General features: G+C 48.4%; 9 protein-coding genes. 1 reads left to right on the plus strand and 8 read right to left on the minus strand.

What is annotated here, in order from left to right:
- Nucleotides 1-113 precede the first annotated feature (113 nt).
- From ACYVGO_RS34175 to ACYVGO_RS34195, 5 genes are all read right to left on the minus strand, one after another.
- The gene (locus ACYVGO_RS34175; RefSeq protein WP_460973205.1) at nt 114-2,906 is read right to left on the minus strand and encodes a glycoside hydrolase family 2 TIM barrel-domain containing protein; all 2,793 of its coding nucleotides are present in this window, start codon (nt 2,904-2,906) and stop codon (nt 114-116) included.
- Between the two features lie 107 nt (nt 2,907-3,013).
- Nucleotides 3,014-3,916, minus strand: coding sequence for a glycoside hydrolase family 43 protein (locus ACYVGO_RS34180; protein WP_460973207.1), 903 nt, complete (start codon nt 3,914-3,916; stop codon nt 3,014-3,016).
- Nucleotides 3,913-5,319 carry a glycoside hydrolase family 140 protein gene (locus ACYVGO_RS34185; RefSeq protein ID WP_460973209.1) on the minus strand — a complete coding sequence of 469 codons (1,407 nt, stop codon included), beginning with the start codon at nt 5,317-5,319 and terminating at the stop codon, nt 3,913-3,915. The genes ACYVGO_RS34180 and ACYVGO_RS34185 overlap by 4 nt, the downstream gene beginning before the upstream one ends.
- 183 nt (nt 5,320-5,502) lie before the next feature.
- Nucleotides 5,503-6,918: a RagB/SusD family nutrient uptake outer membrane protein gene (locus ACYVGO_RS34190; RefSeq protein ID WP_460973211.1), complete on the minus strand. Its 1,416-nt coding sequence runs from the start codon at nt 6,916-6,918 to the stop codon at nt 5,503-5,505.
- Nucleotides 6,919-7,026: 108 nt separating this feature from the next.
- Nucleotides 7,027-10,206, minus strand: a complete 3,180-nt coding sequence (locus ACYVGO_RS34195; RefSeq protein ID WP_460973213.1) for a SusC/RagA family TonB-linked outer membrane protein — start codon at nt 10,204-10,206, stop codon at nt 7,027-7,029.
- 411 nt (nt 10,207-10,617) lie between these two features.
- Here ACYVGO_RS34195 and ACYVGO_RS34200 point away from each other — a divergent pair, with 411 nt between their 5' ends.
- The gene (locus ACYVGO_RS34200) at nt 10,618-13,362 is read left to right on the plus strand and encodes a carboxypeptidase-like regulatory domain-containing protein (RefSeq protein ID WP_460973215.1); all 2,745 of its coding nucleotides are present in this window, start codon (nt 10,618-10,620) and stop codon (nt 13,360-13,362) included.
- Nucleotides 13,363-13,390: 28 nt separating this feature from the next.
- Here the strand turns inward: ACYVGO_RS34200 and ACYVGO_RS34205 are convergent, their stop codons facing one another.
- From ACYVGO_RS34205 to ACYVGO_RS34215, 3 genes are all read right to left on the minus strand, one after another.
- Nucleotides 13,391-14,902, minus strand: coding sequence for a sulfatase family protein (locus tag ACYVGO_RS34205; RefSeq protein WP_460973217.1), 1,512 nt, complete (start codon nt 14,900-14,902; stop codon nt 13,391-13,393).
- Nucleotides 14,903-15,113: 211 nt separating this feature from the next.
- Entirely contained in the window at nt 15,114-16,433 is a 1,320-nt protein-coding gene (locus ACYVGO_RS34210; RefSeq protein ID WP_460973219.1) for a Gfo/Idh/MocA family protein, read from the minus strand.
- 34 nt (nt 16,434-16,467) lie between these two features.
- A complete protein-coding gene (locus tag ACYVGO_RS34215) occupies nt 16,468-18,744 on the minus strand; it encodes an alpha-L-rhamnosidase-related protein (RefSeq protein WP_460973220.1) in 2,277 nt (758 codons plus the stop codon).
- Nucleotides 18,745-18,840: the final 96 nt, after the last annotated feature.

Below are 18,840 nucleotides of genomic sequence, written 5' to 3' on the forward strand. Positions count from 1 at the left end.
TTCAACCCGACACTGGGAGGTTTCTCAAAACCGACTTTGGCTTGTTCACGCGGTTTTGAGAAACCGCACAATGTCAGGTTTAGAACCTGACATCACTACTGCAAAAACGAAGTTCATTTCCCTGAAAAGTCAAAGTACAACGTCAATTCTTTGGCGCGGGCGGGTTCTTTTTCGTAGTCGTAAAAAATGTGTTTCATGCCCATTGGTCCTGTGGTTTCGTTGCGTTGTGTTTTTGTGCCGATACTGCTGATTCCCTGCATGAAGGAGATGTCGCCCGATGGGAACGTTGGCTCGTAGTTGTGCCATTGGTCAGTTTTCCAGTTGGGGGTGAATAACCGGAAGAAGACGTCTTCGTTTTCCGTGGCCACGGTAAAAGGTTGACCCGATGTTTCAAATCGGCACCAGTACATATTGGCGTGATAGCCTTTGAATTCGGGGTAAATAAACGGCGCTTCACCCGTTTCTGAGTTGTTATACGCTTTGTTCCAAACGCCTAACGCTCCTCCTTTCATCCGGTTTTTCCAGACGCGATACGGGCCTTTCCCCATCCAGTTCACCGCTTTCATCTCCGATTCTGGGAACGAAAAATTGACCCCGTCCATCATCGTGAAATAGCCATCCGGGAAATACCGCACCCGCATTTTGACCCAGCCCGACGGGTAAATGGTCCATTGCAAGGTATTGTAGCTTGATTTACGGTCGAAGGTCGATTCGATGATGACGCTTTTTCCGTCGCTATGTTCGGTGAAGTTTTTGAAGTTATTCACGCCTTCCTGCAAAATGGGGCCGTTGGTGAACGGGATTTTTCCCGCGCTGTTGGCCACTTGTTTCAATAACCCGGTTCGTCTGCTGAATGTCAGTTGAATGCCGTTTGCTGAAACAGTATAGAGTGAATCGGTTTCAGTCATTGTGACGGTGCCGGAACCGTCCTTGCTGATGAGTGAGGCTGCTACTTTGTTCGGTAGAGAAATGGGGAAACTCCAGGTAAACAGCTCGCGTTTGTGTGGGTCGATTGCCGTGATGTATAGAAAATCATAGTCCTTCCAATCAGCAGGCAGATAGGCTTTTAGCGTCCCTTTTTCGAAGGGTTTCAGGTTTGGCGCAGCAATCGAAAATGCTTTCGCTGCCGGTTTCGAAACATCGTATGGCCCGCCTACTTTGACCAGTTTTCCGGTAAACGAACATTGATTGGTGTTCGTGAACTGGTAGCGGTTTTCAATTGGGAAGCTGCCGTCAAACGCCGGGGTGATTTCCCGGTGCGCCAGTTTGATGGGCGACCAAACTTCTTTAATCGTAAAAAAACTGCCTTCTTTTTCCCGATACGGACCGACAATGCCATCGGCACCCCGATTGCCGTCTGTATCAAGGGGGCCTTTACCCTCATTTCGGTCGGTACGAACCACGCCCTGATCCGCGAAATCCCAGAGGAAACCACCAGCCGCCAGTGGATCGTGCCACATGGCTTCCCAGTAATCTTCGAGGCCCGCCCCGTGGCCGCCATCGTACATGCCATGCAGAAATTCAGTCGGTAGGGTTATGGAATGGCCGTGGTTGTAGTTGCCAATGCCGTAGTTGTACTCCCGATAATGCTGCGTATCGAAGCCGCCGAAATCCTCCCAGGCATGGATCACGTGCCGTTTCTGAATATCCAGTTGGGCGAACAACGGGTCGAGTTCGTAATTGTGACCACCTTCGTTCCCGTTGATCCAGAAAATAACCGATGGATGACTTACATCGTGTGTAATAAGCTCTTTGAGTAATTTGGTGCCGGTTGGCGTATCGTAATGGCCATGCCAACCCGCCAGTTCATCGAATACGAACAAGCCAAGCGAATCGCAAACGTCCAGGAAGTGATCGTCGGGGGGATAGTGCGACATCCGAACGGCGTTCATGTTCATGTCCTTCATCAGGTTCACATCCAGGATACTCAGCTTCTTACTTAACGCCCGACCCGACGATGGCCAGAATGAATGCCGGTTGACACCCTTAAGCTTGATTTTCGTGCCGTTCACGTAAATGCCATCCCGTTGCTTTACCTCCACCGTTCGGAAACCAAATGACTTCGTCAGCGTGTGAATCAGCTTCCCGTTCTGGGTTAGGCTGAATGTTACTTTGTACCGATTCGGTGTTTCGGAGGTCCACAGAAGTGGATTTGATATAGATTTTGTAAGTGTTGCTAACTGACTTCCGGTGCCAGTTTTTACACGAAACGGTGTACCTACTTTTTGGCCTGAAATTGTATAGATCTGAGCCGAAATATCTGTTGTTTTACCGCTTGTGTTGAGCTGAAGTTGAGCGGTAAACGTGCCGTTCGCTTTAGCGTCGATGGCTACGTTGGCGATGTGTTCGGCGGGGAGGGCTTCCAGATAAACGGGCCGGAAAATGCCACCGAAAATCCAGAAATCTCCTTTTCGCTCGGCTTCATTTACGGACTGATTTGCCGAGTGTTTCGATACCGTAGCTTCCAGTAAATTGCCTGATCCATAGGTCAATAAATTCGAAATGTCGTACTTGAAGGCGTAGTATGAACCCTGATGGATTTGCCCCGCCGACTTGCCGTTTATCTTGACTTCGGTGTCGGTCATGGCTCCCTCAAACACAAGGTTGATGTGTTTGCCTTTCCAGGATGCTGGTACCTGAAATTCATATTTGTATAATCCCTGCTCTTTTCCCCGCGAGCTATCTTTGGCGAAACCGTAATTGTATTTGCCAAACCCCTGCAACTCCCAGTTCGACGGTACTGGAATGGTTGTCCACTTGCCCGAATTCTGCCCAGCCGTGCAATAGAATTGCCAGTTTACAGTAGTGGAGTTCCCCGTGCCCGACAGGTAGCGTTTTTCCGTTTGCTGGGCTAACGTGAGCTGAGTTAGGGAAAGAAGGAGAGCTATTAAAAGACCGTATTTCATTTTTAAGTCAGTTGATTTTGTCATTCCGACCGTAGGGAGGAATCTCAAGTATCCTATAAGTCAGGCTTGAGATTCCTCCCTACGGTCGGAATGACAACAACTTAGTACTATTTCAACAACCCCTTCAAAACCCTCTTCTTCACCTTAAAAATCGTCCCATGTTTATGGCCTTCCGGGATTGCCGTTTGGGCCGAAACATCGGTGAAGGTTTTGAAATCGTGGGTCTTTACGGCACCGTATTTTTTGTCCTGGTACGAGTCGAAATAGATCAGCCAATCGTTGCCTACCTTGGCGACCGACGGGCCTTCGGTGAATTTCGTTGTGAAGGGTTCCGACACATTGGTGTAAGGGCCGGTTGCGTTCGTTCCAAAAGCCACTTTTATATTTCGCTCCGGACGCGTGTTGTCTTTCAGAACCAGCACATAATCACCGGGTTTTCGCTTCACGATCACGGCGTCGATGACACTGAATTTGGGGTCGAGAAAGAGTTTGGTGGGGGAGAAGGTTTTGAAGTCTTTGGTGGTCGTGTAGTACATCCGATGGTTGTTCTTTTCATCCTCGATGCCCCGCTCAAACCGACCCGGAATGGTGGAGGCCCAGATGATCACAAACTGGTCAGCTTCATCATCATAAAACAATTCGGGTGCCCAGACATTTACAGTTGTGGGTTCGTGTTCCATCACCGGTAAAAACCGTTCCTCCGACCAGTGAATCAGATCGTTGGAACTGGCGTAGCCGAAGCCTTTGTCGTCCTTCCAACTGCTTGTCCAGACCAGATGAAATGTACCATCTTTTCCTTGTGCAATAGACGGATCGCGCATTACCTTCTGATTGCCAATTTCAGGTTTCAAAAAGGTGCGATTCAGGTCTGTCCAGTTGTAACCGTCGTAGCTATACAACAGCCGAAGCCCCTCGTTAGCGGGTTCATGGAACGAGCTGAATAGATACACCGATTTCGAGCAGGAACTCAGAAAAAGCAGCGCGACGAGCGTGATAATAAGTCGGTTCATTTTTTCTGAATGACTAGTACCCAGTCATTACCGGCTTTCGGTTCGGCGGGTGGGTTGAATTCCTGAATGCCTTTATTGGCAACATCCCCAATGGCGGTCGTTTTGCCATCACGCGGGTTGAACCACGATGCAGTTACGCTATCACCCGGAAGTTTGCCCATGTTCAGCTTTATGTTCCGTCCGGTGTAGGTGTAAATGAGCGCGTAATCGGCTCCCCGGCTGGCTACTAAATAATCATACTGGTTGCCCTGATCGGCAATCAAGGACTGGTCGGGAACGCGGTCGAAAAAGGAATAGGTGAGTAGCAGATTTTTCAGGTAAATCATCTGCCCGGCACCGGGTGCGTCGATGGCTTTGTCCCAGGTTTCAATCGGGCCAAAAGACGTTTTTTTGTCGCCCTTTTTATACATCTGCATCACCGAGTTATGCCCGTACGTGTACCCAAAAGCACCTGCCAGCACCGACCAGTAGCCGTATCTGCGCACATCATCGGCCGTCCAGCGAGGCAGATTCACATCGTGCAGTCCATGCGGAATCCCCTCGTACGACGGTTCGCCGTCGATGGTTGGCTTGGTGGGTTTCAGGGCTAAATCAGTCTGGATATACCGCCAGTTATCTTCGCCATAATGCAGGGTTTCTTTGGCCGCCGTATCCTGAGCATAGGTCTTGTGACCCGACTGCACCATGTTGAAATCCAGCCAGTTTTCGTTGTGAAACCACTCCGATGACGATGATCGGCCGCGCGGGTGAAACGTAATCAAATGCGTCGAATCGATCTTATTGATCGTGCTGCCAATGGTTTTCCAGACCTCCAGCGAGTCACTGCCTTTAATGTCTCCGCCATCGAGCCAGATAATATTCGGACGGTTTTTGTAGCGATTGGCCAGGAATTCCGCGTATGTTTTTCCCTGCTGCTGATTGACTCCTCCCTTTTTTACATTGTTACCCCAAACCGGAACCAGCGCCATGTAGATTCCTTTTTCGGCCGCTTTATCAACCACAAAATCAACGTGATCCCAGAAATCGTATTCAGTTGAATCGGTGAATGCGTTGCCTTTAGTGAGCTTAGGCGTTGCCACATTCTTGCTAATCAGGGCTGAGTCGCCATAAGCATTTGTGACATCGAGTGTGTGCAACACCATCACCTGAATGACGTTAAAGCCTTTTTGCTTCCGGTTCTCCAGATAGGTTTCAGCTTCTTCCCGCGTCAACTTCCCGAATAGTAACCAACCTGTATCGCCCAGCCAGAAAAACGGTTTGTTGTCGCCAATGGCCAGAAATCGACTGTTCTCCGATACTGCAAGCTTGTTAGGGTCTGATAGGTTTTCATTCGTTTTACACGCAATGATTGCACTAGATAAAAAGGCGAAGAGAAGTAGTCGTTTACGTGTCAGGTTTAGCATGTACAAAGAATGAATTTTTCTGTGCTGAGAATGTGTATGATTTTTTCGGCGCTCTGTATGATTTTAGCAATCATAAATAGTTTATGGTTTTAGGTATATGGTTTACGGTAGGCTGACGCACGAAATTATTGACGCGCCAGCCTACCGTAAACCATATACCTAAAACCGTAAACCTGCAACCAATCAATACCCCGGATTCTGGACAATCGCTTCGTTCTGCAAGCGTACAATTTGCGGGATGGGCAGCAGCAGCTTGGTTTGGGTAATGGCTTTTCCTTTTGCGCTCAGGACAGGGACGGCCCGATTCGTCCGTTTCAAATCGAACCAGCGCTGAAACTCAATGGCCAATTCCATACGTCGTTCGTGTTCGATGGCCAGGTCGAGCGTTGCATATTTTGCCGATGGGTAGGTCGCATCGCCGAACTTCGGTAAGCCCGCCCGTGTCCGTACCTGATTCAGGTAACTGGCATCGCCGGTGGCTTCTGAGAGCATCAGCAACACATCGGCATAGCGCAGGACCATGAAGTTGTTGTTGGCAAGCGAAACGCCATTGACAATCGTAGCTCCCGTATTCGTCCATTTGGTAGGGAATTTCTGGGGAGTGAAGGTCGTGCCACTCGTGTAGCCAAGGGCAATCGTTATATCCCGACGCGGATCGCCCGCTTCGTATTCGTTGTACAGATCGTCGGTGATCTGATTCATGCCCGTACCGATGAAGCCTAAGCCAGCCGTAACGGGATAGTAGGTTTGATAATACCGGCTGAACGGTGCTGAAGCGCTTCCGCCCAGGTACTGAATCTCGAAAATGGACTCTTTCGTGTTTTTAACCGTCGGCCCCCACAAACCGGCAAAGGTCGGGATCAACGAATATTGATTGCTGTTCACCACTTCCTTCAAGACCGTAGCCGCCGACGTTTTATCGCCGAGGGCTAGGTATACTTTTCCAAGTAGTGTTTGGGCCGCTCCTTTCGATACCCGGCCTGGAATCGTCACGGCTGATGCCAGCGGAAGTTTATCGATGGCTGCGGTGAGGTCTTTTTTGATCTGGTCATAGACCGCAGACTGGGGAGAGCGTAATACGTTATAGCTTTCCTCGCCCGTAAGTGGAGTTGTCACGATCGGTAAATCGCCCCAGGTTTGCACCATATTGAAGTAATAAAGCGCACGCAAAAACATCATCTGGGCTTTCACACCATCTTTATAGGTAGCATCCAGGCTGGCTCCTTCAATCTTGTTTAGGACAATATTCGCGTTGAACAGCGCCTTGTAGTAGTCCTGCCAGAATTGATACACGACGGTGTTGGTGGTCGACAGGGCCAGGTCTTTAAACTGCCATTTATCGGCCTGAATCCCTGCAATATTGTACACAATGGCGTTGTCGCTCATCTGCTCGTTCACATACGACATAGCGCCCTCAGGGTGATAGATCGTGTACAGCGAGGAGTAAGCTGCGTTGACCGCCAGTTCAAAATCATCCGTTGTTTTGAAGTTATCGGCCGTTGGGTTGGAAATCGGTTTGAGTTCCAGAAACGACTCTTTACAGCCTGTAGCCGCCAGGCAGATACAGACGATGGTTAGAATATGTTTTATCGTTTTCATTTGATAAAGAGTGAAAGACTGAATGAGTGAAAGAGCGATGCCGTCGCCTGGTTAACTTCTCCTTCCTATTTCGTCCATTGTGAGTAAATTTAGACTGGGCTTCTTACCTTAAAAATCTGTTTTAAGACCTATGGTGATGACCCTTGGAATGGGGTAGGAGCCATAATCTACGCCGATGAAGGCACCGTTGGGCGCATTGCCAGACGCATTCAAGCCGTTGCTACCCGCCGAATAACTGGTGGCGTTATAGGTCGTATTCTCGGGGTCGTAGTTGGAGTATTTGCTCCAGAGGTAAACGTTGTCGGCGTTGACATATACGCGGGTTGTCTTCAGGGGCGTTTTTGCCAGCAACGACGCTGGGATTGTGTACGACACCCGGATGTTTTTCAGCCGAACAAACGAAGCATCTTCAACCCACAGACTCGTAAACTGATCCTGTAAACCTGTCAGATTCAACGTCGCGCGCGGATGTATGCCATCGCCGGGGTTAGCTTCCGAACGCCAGCGATTATCGACGAAGGCGTACATATTCCGGCCATTATTCCAGAAGCCAGAATACCGGTAACTCTGGTTCACGATTTTTCCGCCGAAGGAGCCCTGGAACATGAACGAGACATCGAAGCCTTTAAAGGAGAAATTATTGGTCAGGCCCGCTGTGAATTTAGGCTGATAATTTCCCAGCGTGGTGCGGTCGTCGGCCGTGATTTTTCCGTCGCCGTTTACATCCCGGATGATGGGATCGCCGGGTTTGGTGGTGCTGTAGTGCGGGGCTGCGTCGATAGCGGCCTGATTCTGGAATATGCCATCAGTCTGATAGCCGTAGAAATTAGAAATCGGCTGACCTACTTCGGTTTTAACCGCTACCAGAAAATCGGTGTAGATAATCGGCGCATTTCCGTTGCCGAGTTGCAGCACTTTGTTCCGGTTGCGGCTGATATTGAAATCGGTGGTCCAGGTAAATTTGCCGACAACATTCTTGGTATTGAGGTTCAGTTCAATCCCCCGATTCTGCATCTGACCAATGTTGGTCAACTGGTTCGAGAACCCTGAAATATCGGGAATGGGAACGTTGAGCAGCATGTCTTTCGTAATGGAGTTGTAAAACTCCGCCGATACGCCAATCCGGTCGTTGAATAGCCGAAGGTCCAGCCCAATGTTCAGCTGATTGGTTCGTTCCCATTTTAGGTTGGTATTGGCAATATTACCAATGGCCAGGCCCGATGCCAGGTTCGTGCCCGATGCATAGTTCGATGTGCCTAATAAACTGATCGATCCGTAGTTAGGTATCTGATTGTTACCCGCAACGCCATAACTTACGCGCAATTTTAGCAGATTAACCGCTTTCAGGTTCTGCATGAATTGCTCGTCAGAAACCAACCAGCCTGCCGAAACCGATGGGAAATAACCCCAGCGCGTGGCCGTTCCGAAACGCGAGCTACCATCCCGCCGAATGGCGCCTGTCAGGAAGTATTTATTCTGGAAATTGTACTGAGCCCGCGCCAGATAGGAGATGATCGACCATTCGGTAGCACTTGTTGAACCACTCGTGACAACCCCGGCATTCAGGGTTTCAACCAGGTCGTTCGGGAAACTGCCCGAGGTAACGCTAGCGAACTCATCGCGCTGTTTCTGAACGCTATACCCGGCCAGCACATTCAGGTTGTGATCACCAAAGCGGTTATCGTAGGTCAGTGTATTTTCTGACAGCCAGTTCAGCGAATAACTCGTTTGGGAATTTCCTTCGGCAGCCAGCAGGCTGGAATACCCATAGCCCTGGTTCTTGAATCGATACGAATTATAGCGGGTATTGAAGAGGTTGCCGCTGATACTTGACCGGAATTTGAGGTTATCCGTGATGTAATACTCGCCGAAAGCCGTACCGAGCGTGTTGAATGACTTGTTCTGTTTGTCGATATAACGCGTCAACGAGTAGGGGTGCCACAGGTTTAAGTCGTTGTAGGGCAGGTATTTATTCCAGACTGAGTTTGGGTCACGATAACCCAGATTCCCGTTTTCGTTGAATACCGGAAAAATAGGATCACTTTGCAAGGCCAGACTCACTACGTCACTTTTGCCCTGCGTTCCATCCGTCCGATCGAAAATAGTTGTGGCTCCCAGATTCAATCCAATTGTGAATCGGTCGGAGAGTTTATGTTTGATATTCGAGCGGATGGCCAGGCGTTTGTAATAGTTCTGGTCGAGAATAGCCTGTTGATCTAAATAAGCGCCCGAAAACAGAAACTGTGTTTTTTCGGTACCACCCGATACCGAAAGCTGCGCGTTATGTGAAGGGGCCACCCGAAACATCACATCCTGCCAGTCAGTACCGTTGCCAAACTGCTGTGGATTCGTAATGAAATCATCGGGAATGCGGTAGGTAACCGGGCGGGCACTGTTAGGGTCTGTTGCTTTATTAACACCCGGATTCAGATCGACCCAGGCGTTGTTGTGGGCATCATTATAGTAGCTGATCCACTGCTGGGCATTCATCATGTTTACCTTCCGGATCACCTGTTGCGTACCGTACTCATAACCTGCGCTAATGTTAGTTTTACCCGGTTTGCCTAGTTTCGTGGTAATCAGGATTACCCCGCTGGCACCACGAGATCCATAAATAGCGGCCGACGAGGCATCTTTCAGCACATCGACCGACTCAATATCCTGTGGGTTGATCAGGTTGAGATTGAAGTTTTCGAGTGGAACCCCATCCACCACAAACAGTGGATTCGTGCCCGCCGTAATTGAACTAATGCCCCGTATCCGAATGATGGGAGCAACGCCCGGCGCTCCCTGCGACTGGGTGATATTTACCCCCGCAATTTTACCAGCCAGGGATTGTGTAACATTACTAAACGAGCGGTCTTTAAACTCATTGAATCCAACGGAGGCCACAGCCCCCGTGATGGCCCGTTTACTTTGCGTACCGTAACCAACCACAACTACCTCATTAAGCGTCTTATTGGATGCCTGCATCGCTACGTCAATCACCGACCGATTGCTGATCTGAATTTCCTGCGATTCATAGCTGATGGAGCTAACCACTAACACCGCATTCTCATCGGCGGCAATCGAATAGGCGCCGTCCTGATTCGAGATCGTACCGGTCTTGGACGATTTTATCAGGATTGACGCCCCTGGGAGGGGTTTGCCGGTTTCGTCTGTAATTTTCCCCGTGATGGTGATGGCCTTTGTTTGGCCAAATCCAGGAGCCAAAGAAAAGAAAAGAAAAACGAAAATTAGGCTGACTAACCAAACGCTTCGTAGTGTTGGAATAGAGTTCATGTTCATAGATTTATCGGTAAAATAGTCAATTCAATCATTGAAAATTGCCAAAAAAGATATGTGAAGGTAGGAGGCTACCCTGCATGTACTCTCCTGTACTGTCCTGCTTTTTATTTCGAATTTTTTCTTTTACTTTCTTTTTAATCGATTTTATTAGAAAAAAGCCCTCAAAAGCTGATTAAAGACTATCTAAGTTTTTGTTTTCTCTTTGATTATGTAATAGCTTCGGTATATGTGCGGATTTTAATGAATACTCAGGAAGAAAAGAACGCAAATGACTTAACGCAAGCTGATACGGAGGAGTAAGAACCATTTTGAAAAAGGTAAATTTACTCGGTTTATTAGGTGTAAAATTGACCATGAGGTTAAATACTACTTCCTGCATCTAGCTAGTGATTTGAATGCCCTGATACTGATATGAAGCACTTTCTTTGCGCTGTTCTGCTACTACTGAAAATCAGTAGTTTGCAGGCCCAAACCGGTAAAATTTCCGGCCGTGTTATCGATGCCAACACGCAGAAACCGTTACCGTTTGCCAATGTCTATGTGAACAATACAACAATTGGGACAACAACGAACGACAGAGGTGAATTTATGCTCCAACAACTGCCGTTGGGTGCTTCGGAAATTGTCTTTTCATTTATTGGCTATACTCCACAGCAGCTAAGACTACTCGTAGAGGTCGATACGAAGTCAATCAGCATTCAATTGCAGCCCGATACCCGGCAAGTATCGGAAGTAAGCGTAAAAGCAAGCCGGGATAAGCTGTGGGAGAAACAGGTAAAACGATTCGAGCGTGTGTTTCTGGGAAATACGGCCAATTGCCGGATCGTGAATCCGTGGGTAATTGATCTGATTGAGGAGAAAGGCAGGACGATTGCAACAGCGTTGATTCCGGTAGAGATTGAAAATAAAGCGCTCGGCTATAGGCTTTTTTTTCAGTTGAAAAACGTTGGCTACTCCGCAACGGACTACTCCATTGTTGGGACTATCCGATTTGAGGAACTGGAAACCGCCGATGCATCGGTAGCACGTACCTGGACCAAAAATCGGGAACGAGCCTATCGAGGGTCCGCAAAGCACCTCATGAAGTCGATTCTGGATCACCAACTTAATGGTCAGGGCTTTCTGCTCTACAGAGAAAAAGTAAAAGGAAAACCGCGTAGCCGAAATTTCAGCGCTGAACTTGAGTATAATCTCGCGCCCAGGGATACGACTTCGCTGGTGACGAAAGGGGCAACGGTTAATGACTATCGAATTGCCTTTCCCGAGAAGGTGGAGGTACAGTACACCAATGAGTTTATCTCGAATAGTTTTTATAAAGATGTCGGTTATCCCGTTAGCTGGCTTGAGGTTAGGGGTGGGTTTGTTCAGGTCAATAAAGAAGGTACTATACTCAATCCAACCGATGTGGCCATATCGGGAAGTATGGCCGAGTCTCGCGTGTCGGGTATGTTGCCACTCGATTATAAACCCGGAACCCAACTTGTCACGCACGCCCGAAGTAACCTTGCTGCCAAGCGGCTTCAGGAGCAGGTGTATCTGCATACGGATAGAGCTTATTACTATCCCGGCGACAATATCTGGTTCAGCGCCTACATGACTTACCGGATTCCGGGTCTGATGGATACGCTTAGTAAAGTCTTGTATGTCGACTTAATCGACGCCGATCGGCAAGTGTCCCAAACCCGGATTCTCCCCATTGATACGGGTAGAGCAGCAGGCGTCTTTCCATTGCCTGCGGAGTTGAAACCGGGTGTGTATGTAGTACGGGCCTACACCCAGTGGATGCGGAATTATGGCATCGACCATTTTTTTTATAAGCCAGTCCAGGTGTTGAACCTCATTGATCGGGTCGATGGTGTGGCTCCTAAGCCTCTTACGGATAAGGAATTGGCCATTGCTTTTGATCAGCCCGAGTATAAAAAACGAGCCAAAGTGAAAATGCTTCTTAGGCTCGATACGACTGGGCTAGGCGAGCGTATCGACGGGAGTTTTTCGGTTTCGGTCATTGATGAAACACTCGTACTGCCGATAGCCGCGCCAATGACGATCAAAACAGCGCTATCCTTTTTTGAGCCTGCCACCGAATCACGTACCCCATTCAGCTATCCTATCGAAAAAGGAATCACGATTGATGGTCTGTATAAAGACAAAAAAGGGAAAGGGAAGAAGGCCGAATTAACCCTGGTCCCTGAAAATCTGGGTGGAATTTACCGCACCTCTACCCATAAGAGTGGAGAATTTTCGCTGACGAATCTGACAATTTATGATAGTACCAAATTTGTTGTTCAGCCATCGGAAGGCGCCGTTGTTGTGATCAATAAAGACCGCCCCAACCTACCAGAAAAATTGCCGGATGTTAAGCTGCATTTGAAAACCACAAGAACTCCGCATCGGGTGTATACGGGAGACACACTCCAGGCCAGGATCCTTCAAACCGTAAACGTGAGGGCGAAGAAACGAGTGACGTATGAAAATTCGTACGCCCAGCCGGATGTGTCTATAAAAGGTGAAAGCATGGAAGGTTATGCTACAGTAGCAGACGCCATTGCCGCCAAATTGCCCTCGTTTAGGTTAGTAAATGACCAGGCAAACTGGTACCTCATCTGGGCCAGGAGCAGTGTTCCCAACAGTAAAGATCTAAGTGCCAAAGCGCCCAACGGCAAAGAGCCATCGGGCAACGGTGACCTGGCTTCCCATGAACCCAATCTGTATATCAATAATGTACAGGTAGTAGGGGAAACGGCTGGTAACCGAATGATGCAGCTAAGCCCAACGATGATCGACCATATTGAAGTCAATGGCATGATTACAGCCAATCAGGGGGCAAGCGGCTCGAATGGATTGATTAACGTATTTACCAAACGAACTTCTGAACGAATTTCGAAACCGTTGTCTGTGGTGAACGTTCGTGGGTTTGATCATGACGTACCCTTTCGATCGCCGGATTATGATCGTCCAACAACAAATTCCGGTGCAGACGATTTTCGATCTACCTTATACTGGAACCCACTTGTAAACCTTACATCGACACAACCTCCCGTAGCACTTTTCTTTTTCACCTCCGATCAGGCAGGCACGTATCGCGTGGTTGTAGAGGGCGTGACCAGTAAAGGCGATCCGATTCACTCGGAAGCGGTACTTACCGTGAATGATTGATCGAACACAAGTCGGCTTTTACCGGAATCTACCTCGTTTTGCCTTGCCTGATTTGGTCTAGTAACGCGGTTAACTCCTTGACTTTCTCTGGATTTTTCTGGTATAGATTGGTAGTTTCGAGCTGATCGGTTGCCAGGTTATACAACTGCCCGACGGGTTCTCCCGCCTTTGGTTTTACGTCTCGTGGCTCCGTAAAACCACCCGATCCAAGGCCCTGTATGAGTTTCCAATCTCCTTTCCGGATGGCAAAATAACCAATCGATGAACTATGGACGACAGCTGGTTGATTGCCAACCTGTTTGGCTTTGCCCAGCAGTACGGGCAGAATACTATAGCTGTCTTCGGGGTTGGGTGTTTTGTTGCCAAGAATCTCTTTACAGGTTGCCATTAGGTTCGCTAAGGTAGTGGTCGCGTTACTCACCGATCCGGCTTTTACCTTACCCGGCCAGCGAACGATAAACGGTATACGATGCCCGCCTTCAAAGGCATCGCCTTTCATACCCCGGAATTCCCCGGCGGCTCTGTGGTTAAATTGCTTCACAAAGTTCTCGCGCCAATAGGGGCCGTTATCACTCGCAAACAGGACGATAGTATTGTCGGCCAGACCCGACTGTTCCAGCGTTTTTAGTACTTCGCCAACGGCGGCATCTACCTGCTGCACAAAATCGCCATACTCACCCGCTTTCGACTTGCCTGTGTAATTTTTAGACGGCACCCAGGGCGTATGCGGTGCCGCTAAAGGCAGGTACAGGAAGAATGGCTGCTTACGGGTCTGCTTTTTCAGGAAATCGGTGGCCTTGGCAACAAACGTGGGCAGAACACCATAGAAGTCGAAGGAGGGCGACATTTTTCCCGCCCGCCAGAATGGACCGGTATAGCCCGTTTGTAACTTATTTCCATCGGTATACCCGGTGGGTAATTCGGTTAGTTTCTGATTCTCCAGGTAGCAATAGGGGGGCATATCCAGCGAGGCAGGCAAGATGTACGAATAGTCAAATCCAACTGTGTTCGGGCCTTGCGCGGGCTTTCTGGAAAAATCAATGACTGCTGTGTCCATCTCGGTATTAATTCCGTAATCGGTGGTTGTCAGTAGCGCTTCATTGCCCTTTTTTACCTCCCAATCCAGTCCCAAATGCCATTTGCCAATTACACCGGTCTGATAACCATTACTTTTTAAAAACGAAGCCACAGTTGCTCGGTCGGCTTCGATGAGGGTTCGGCTATAGCCACGTAAAACGCCTACTGGCAAGCGGCTGCGCCAGGGATAACGACCCGTCAACAGCGAATATCGGGTAGGTGTACAGACCGATGAAGGTGAATGGGCGTCGGTAAAACGCATGCCCTGCGAAGCCAGTTTGTCAATATTAGGTGTCGAAATTTGTCCGTTCGGATTATAGACCGACACATCGCCATAGCCAAGATCATCGGCCAGAATATACACGATATTGGGCGCTTGCTGCTTTTGATTTGCCATGCTAAGGCAAAAAACGCCACCACCGACGACAAGTGCGACGGCACCTAATTTGATGAATTTGTTCATTTTTATTAAACGGTTACTGTTTCTGAGGAAAGGTCGTTGCTTGCCCTGTTAAGGGTTAATCAATCGATAGTTTTGTCATCCCGACGACAGGAGGGATCTCAAGTTGCCAGACGCTTGAGATCCCTCCTGTCGTCGGGATGACAAAAATGAGACTATAGAATGTTTTGTTGTACTTATTATTGGGTTGATAATCTGTGTATTAGTTAGGAATCTAAATCTTAATCCCCCATTCATTAGTCATCGGGCGACCGAGCAGGGCGTTGGCTTCGTCGTCATTTTTGAACGTTTCTTTCTTGGGGTTCCACTGCAGCGGCCGTTTCAGTCGATACGCAATGTTGCCAATGTTGCAAACTGACGCTGTACGATGGCCGATTTCTACATCACAAATGGGCTTGCTACGTTTCCGCATGGCATCGAAGAAATCCTTGTAATGATTATCGCTATGGTACACGTGTTTTTCCGTTTCGCCGATAACTTTTGTGGCTAACGAAGCGGGTGTTGTTTCCAGTTTCCGGCGCTGAACCCGGAGTTCGCCTTCGGTTCCGGTGAAGAGAATGGCATTACTCCAGTCCCATTTTTCGTGCGTCATTGTGATCCCGTTGTCGTATTTATACGTCAGGAATGGGTGTTCCTTGCCGTCGGGAGCAATGACCTCAACGGGCCCGCTGTTGTCCATATCCAATGACCATTGCACAATGTCAAACATGTGAGCGCCCCAATCGGTCACCATGCCGCCACCGAACTCCCGGTAGTTTCGCCAGTTGGGGAATACGTCTTTTGAGATGGGTGGCGCTAACTCCGAATTGAAGGCAACGGGAGCGTTCGGGCCGAGCCATTTACTCCAGTCCAATCCGTCGGGAATGGGCTCGGCGGGGAGGTCGTATGGAGTAGGTGGGGGGCCAACGTTAACTTTAATACTCTTCACATCCCCGATGTAGCCATTCCGAATCAGTTCGGCCGTTTGCCGGAACTCTGGCCAGGATCGTTGCATACTTCCTGTCTGGAATACCCGATTATATTTACGAGCTGCATTCACCATTGCCCGACCTTCTTTAACGGTCAGAGCCAGGGGCTTTTCACAATAAATATCTTTCCCGGCTTCGGCTGCCCGAACGGCCATGGCTGCGTGCCAGTGATCGGGAGTGGCAATCACCACGGCATCGACGTCTTTGCGGGCTAGTAACTCCCGGAAGTCCGTATAGACCGGAATATCGGAGTATGTGCCTGATTGAGGATTCTTGTCGTAATGGGCTTTAATTCGATCAAGGGCCAACTGCGATTTGGCTTTGTAGACCTCGCTAATGGCCACAATTTTGGCTTCGTTGGTTCCCAGAAACGAATTGATCAGTCCTTTGCCCTGCTTGCCGGTACCGATGAAGCCTAATGAAATGACATCGCTGGGGGGTAGATATTTTGTACCATCGGGGCGTTTTCCGCCCAACACAAAACGGGGTACAATCATGAAACCGGCCACGGCGGTGGCTGCTTTCCCAACGAATTCCCGACGATTAATTGACTGTTCCTCTTTCATTATTAACCTGAATTAAGGGTTGCTGACAGATGAGTTAATTCAATACTATAGTGTGTTTTCCTGAACGCACATTTTGTAGGAGTGAAAAGCCATTTCTAGGTTCATTCCTAATGGGTTTTCCATCTAAAAATAAATTGCGCCTGCCCGATGCATTGGGCATATACACATAGGCTGTAGTGCCGCCGGGAATCACAATGTCCATCGTCGCCTGGGTGATCTGTTTTCTAAACGTTACTGATATATTGCCCTTTATCGTTGGGGCTTTTAAACTTGCGTAGGTTAGGCTACCAAGTTGAGGCTTTATCTGAAAGGTCTCGAAACCAGGCGCAATCGTTTCGATGCCCATTAACTTTCTGACAATCAGGTTGGCGGGTGCTGCTCCCCAGGCGTGGTTTAAGTCCAGGTTGGGTTTATATACTTTGTCCCAGGCTTCCAGTGTGATGGTCGAGCCGGTTCGAATCATGTTATACCAGCTCCGTTGTGTGGTAGCGGTCAGGAGTTCGAGTGCGTAATCGCCCATGTCGTAATCGTACAAAGCATCCAGTAAAAACTGGGCACCATATACACTGCAAGCCATCCGGCGACTCTTGATAAATTGCTTCACGGATGCCAGATCATCAGCAGGAATCAGCCCAAATACTAGAGCAAACATATTGGCGTGGAGCGAGGAATGCGTCGTGCTATCGCCATCGTGAATCAAGCCCGTTTTGCTGTCGCGAAATACAAACCTAAAGGCATTGTAAACCTCACGGCTTTTTCGGAGATATAAGGCGGCATCTTCGGGCTTGTTTAAGACATTGGCAATCTGCGTCATCAAGACCAGATTTCGGTAGTAATAGGCATTGACGACGGCGTTGTAGGGTCGGTAGACAAAGCCATCCGTTTCGCCTTTGTATTCTTTTTCGGGACCGATGTAATCGCTGGTTTGTGGCCAATCGACATTGTCGTGCAGACCCCGTCGGCCATCAAAGAGTTTGTTCATATGGATCGAAGCTAAAAAAGCATCGGTTTGCTTGTTGGTTCGGGTACTGATCAGGCCAGTATCATCCGCCAAAGGCATGAGTATTTTCTTCTGTAATTCAGAATAGTACATCTTAAGAAGTCGCTCATCACCGGTGTATAGATAGTCGTTCCAGGCAATCAGTACATTTTGCAAACTCCATTCGGTTGGCCAGGTCGGGTGATAGAGTAAATACGTCATCGTACGACGGGCCATACTGTATTCGGTATCGACCGCATAATGCGATAGCTGGTTAATCAGCGCATCGGCTTCGTACGGAATCCGCTCCCGGTCGCCGTCAACGTAATAGCCTGTGAAACTGGTTGCCTTGATCGAATACCTGCATAACTCCCATATCTGATTCAGAATGGTATCGCTCGACGTAAAACCCGACGCCTGTTCATTGAATGGATAATAAACCATGCGTCGCTGAACGGATTCCTTGTCAATCTTGCCTGTATAACCCGTAATTGATAGGTATCGAAACGGGTATACTTCACCAATATAATCGGGCATCAGAATCGGATTCCGGCTATTTCGTTTGGCATCAACCGGCCACTGAATGGTATAGTCATGAGTGCCTTTTTCAAGGAGCAACGGCTTTCTGAGATAGCGGATATTACGTCCCGGATTTTTGTGAATCGTGTACGGTTTTTCAATCGCTTCACCTACTTCAATCCAGATAGTATCGGTAACATCGCTTATTAGATGGAGTGTCAATTGGGCAAGTGCATCTTTCCCGAAATCCAGAAAGTAAGCGCCTGATTCTGTTTGTTTTATAGCTGTCGGCTTTTGTGTATCAATAGTCAGCGGATAATGGGTAAATAGCTCCAATGGATTATGTTCCCCGTAATAAAAAGAAACTGGTTTTGAGAAAGTTGTTTTTATTCCTTTCTCATTCCAGACCTGAACTTGCCAATAATAGACATTGCGGGTTTCTAATGGTTTACCTGTGTAGGTGGCCCGGCTCTGAGTTGATTTTACTTTGCCGGAATCCCAATAATCGGCTTTGTTATTCTCTAGTATTTGAGACGATGAAGCCACTAAAATGCGGTAAGCCGAAATCCCCTTTATGGCTGTATCAACCTCCCAACTAAACGTCGGTTGTTTGCTGGTAATCGTAGCAAACTGATAGTGCCCCTGCTGCTTACTGGCTGATTCCAGTGTCGTACTTACCACTGCTCCATTTTTACGAACAGCATTCGTGTGCAGTAATAAATCGCACCGCAGGTTGATGGGTGGAGGTAGTTGTTGGCTTTTTGCGCTGTAGGCAAAAAGGAAGGATAAGAAAATGAAGTAGAGCCTAAGCATATTTTTCTATATAGCACCATGTAAATCGTGGTGTCAGATTCTTAAATCTGACATTGAGGTTTCTCAAAACCTATTGACACGAGGTTTTGAGAAACC

This window comes from Spirosoma migulaei (assembly GCF_054776855.1).

What these genes read in the sequence shown, in the direction of transcription:
- ACYVGO_RS34175 (WP_460973205.1), bottom strand. Translation starts at nt 2,906, where the DNA reads ATGAAATACGGTCTTTTAATAGCTCTCCTTCTTTCCCTAACTCAGCTC.
- ACYVGO_RS34180 (WP_460973207.1), bottom strand. Translation starts at nt 3,916, where the DNA reads ATGAACCGACTTATTATCACGCTCGTCGCGCTGCTTTTTCTGAGTTCC.
- ACYVGO_RS34185 (WP_460973209.1), bottom strand. Translation starts at nt 5,319, where the DNA reads ATGCTAAACCTGACACGTAAACGACTACTTCTCTTCGCCTTTTTATCT.
- ACYVGO_RS34190 (WP_460973211.1), bottom strand. Translation starts at nt 6,918, where the DNA reads ATGAAAACGATAAAACATATTCTAACCATCGTCTGTATCTGCCTGGCG.
- ACYVGO_RS34195 (WP_460973213.1), bottom strand. Translation starts at nt 10,206, where the DNA reads ATGAACATGAACTCTATTCCAACACTACGAAGCGTTTGGTTAGTCAGC.
- ACYVGO_RS34200 (WP_460973215.1), top strand. Translation starts at nt 10,618, where the DNA reads ATGAAGCACTTTCTTTGCGCTGTTCTGCTACTACTGAAAATCAGTAGT.
- ACYVGO_RS34205 (WP_460973217.1), bottom strand. Translation starts at nt 14,902, where the DNA reads ATGAACAAATTCATCAAATTAGGTGCCGTCGCACTTGTCGTCGGTGGT.
- ACYVGO_RS34210 (WP_460973219.1), bottom strand. Translation starts at nt 16,433, where the DNA reads ATGAAAGAGGAACAGTCAATTAATCGTCGGGAATTCGTTGGGAAAGCA.
- ACYVGO_RS34215 (WP_460973220.1), bottom strand. Translation starts at nt 18,744, where the DNA reads ATGCTTAGGCTCTACTTCATTTTCTTATCCTTCCTTTTTGCCTACAGC.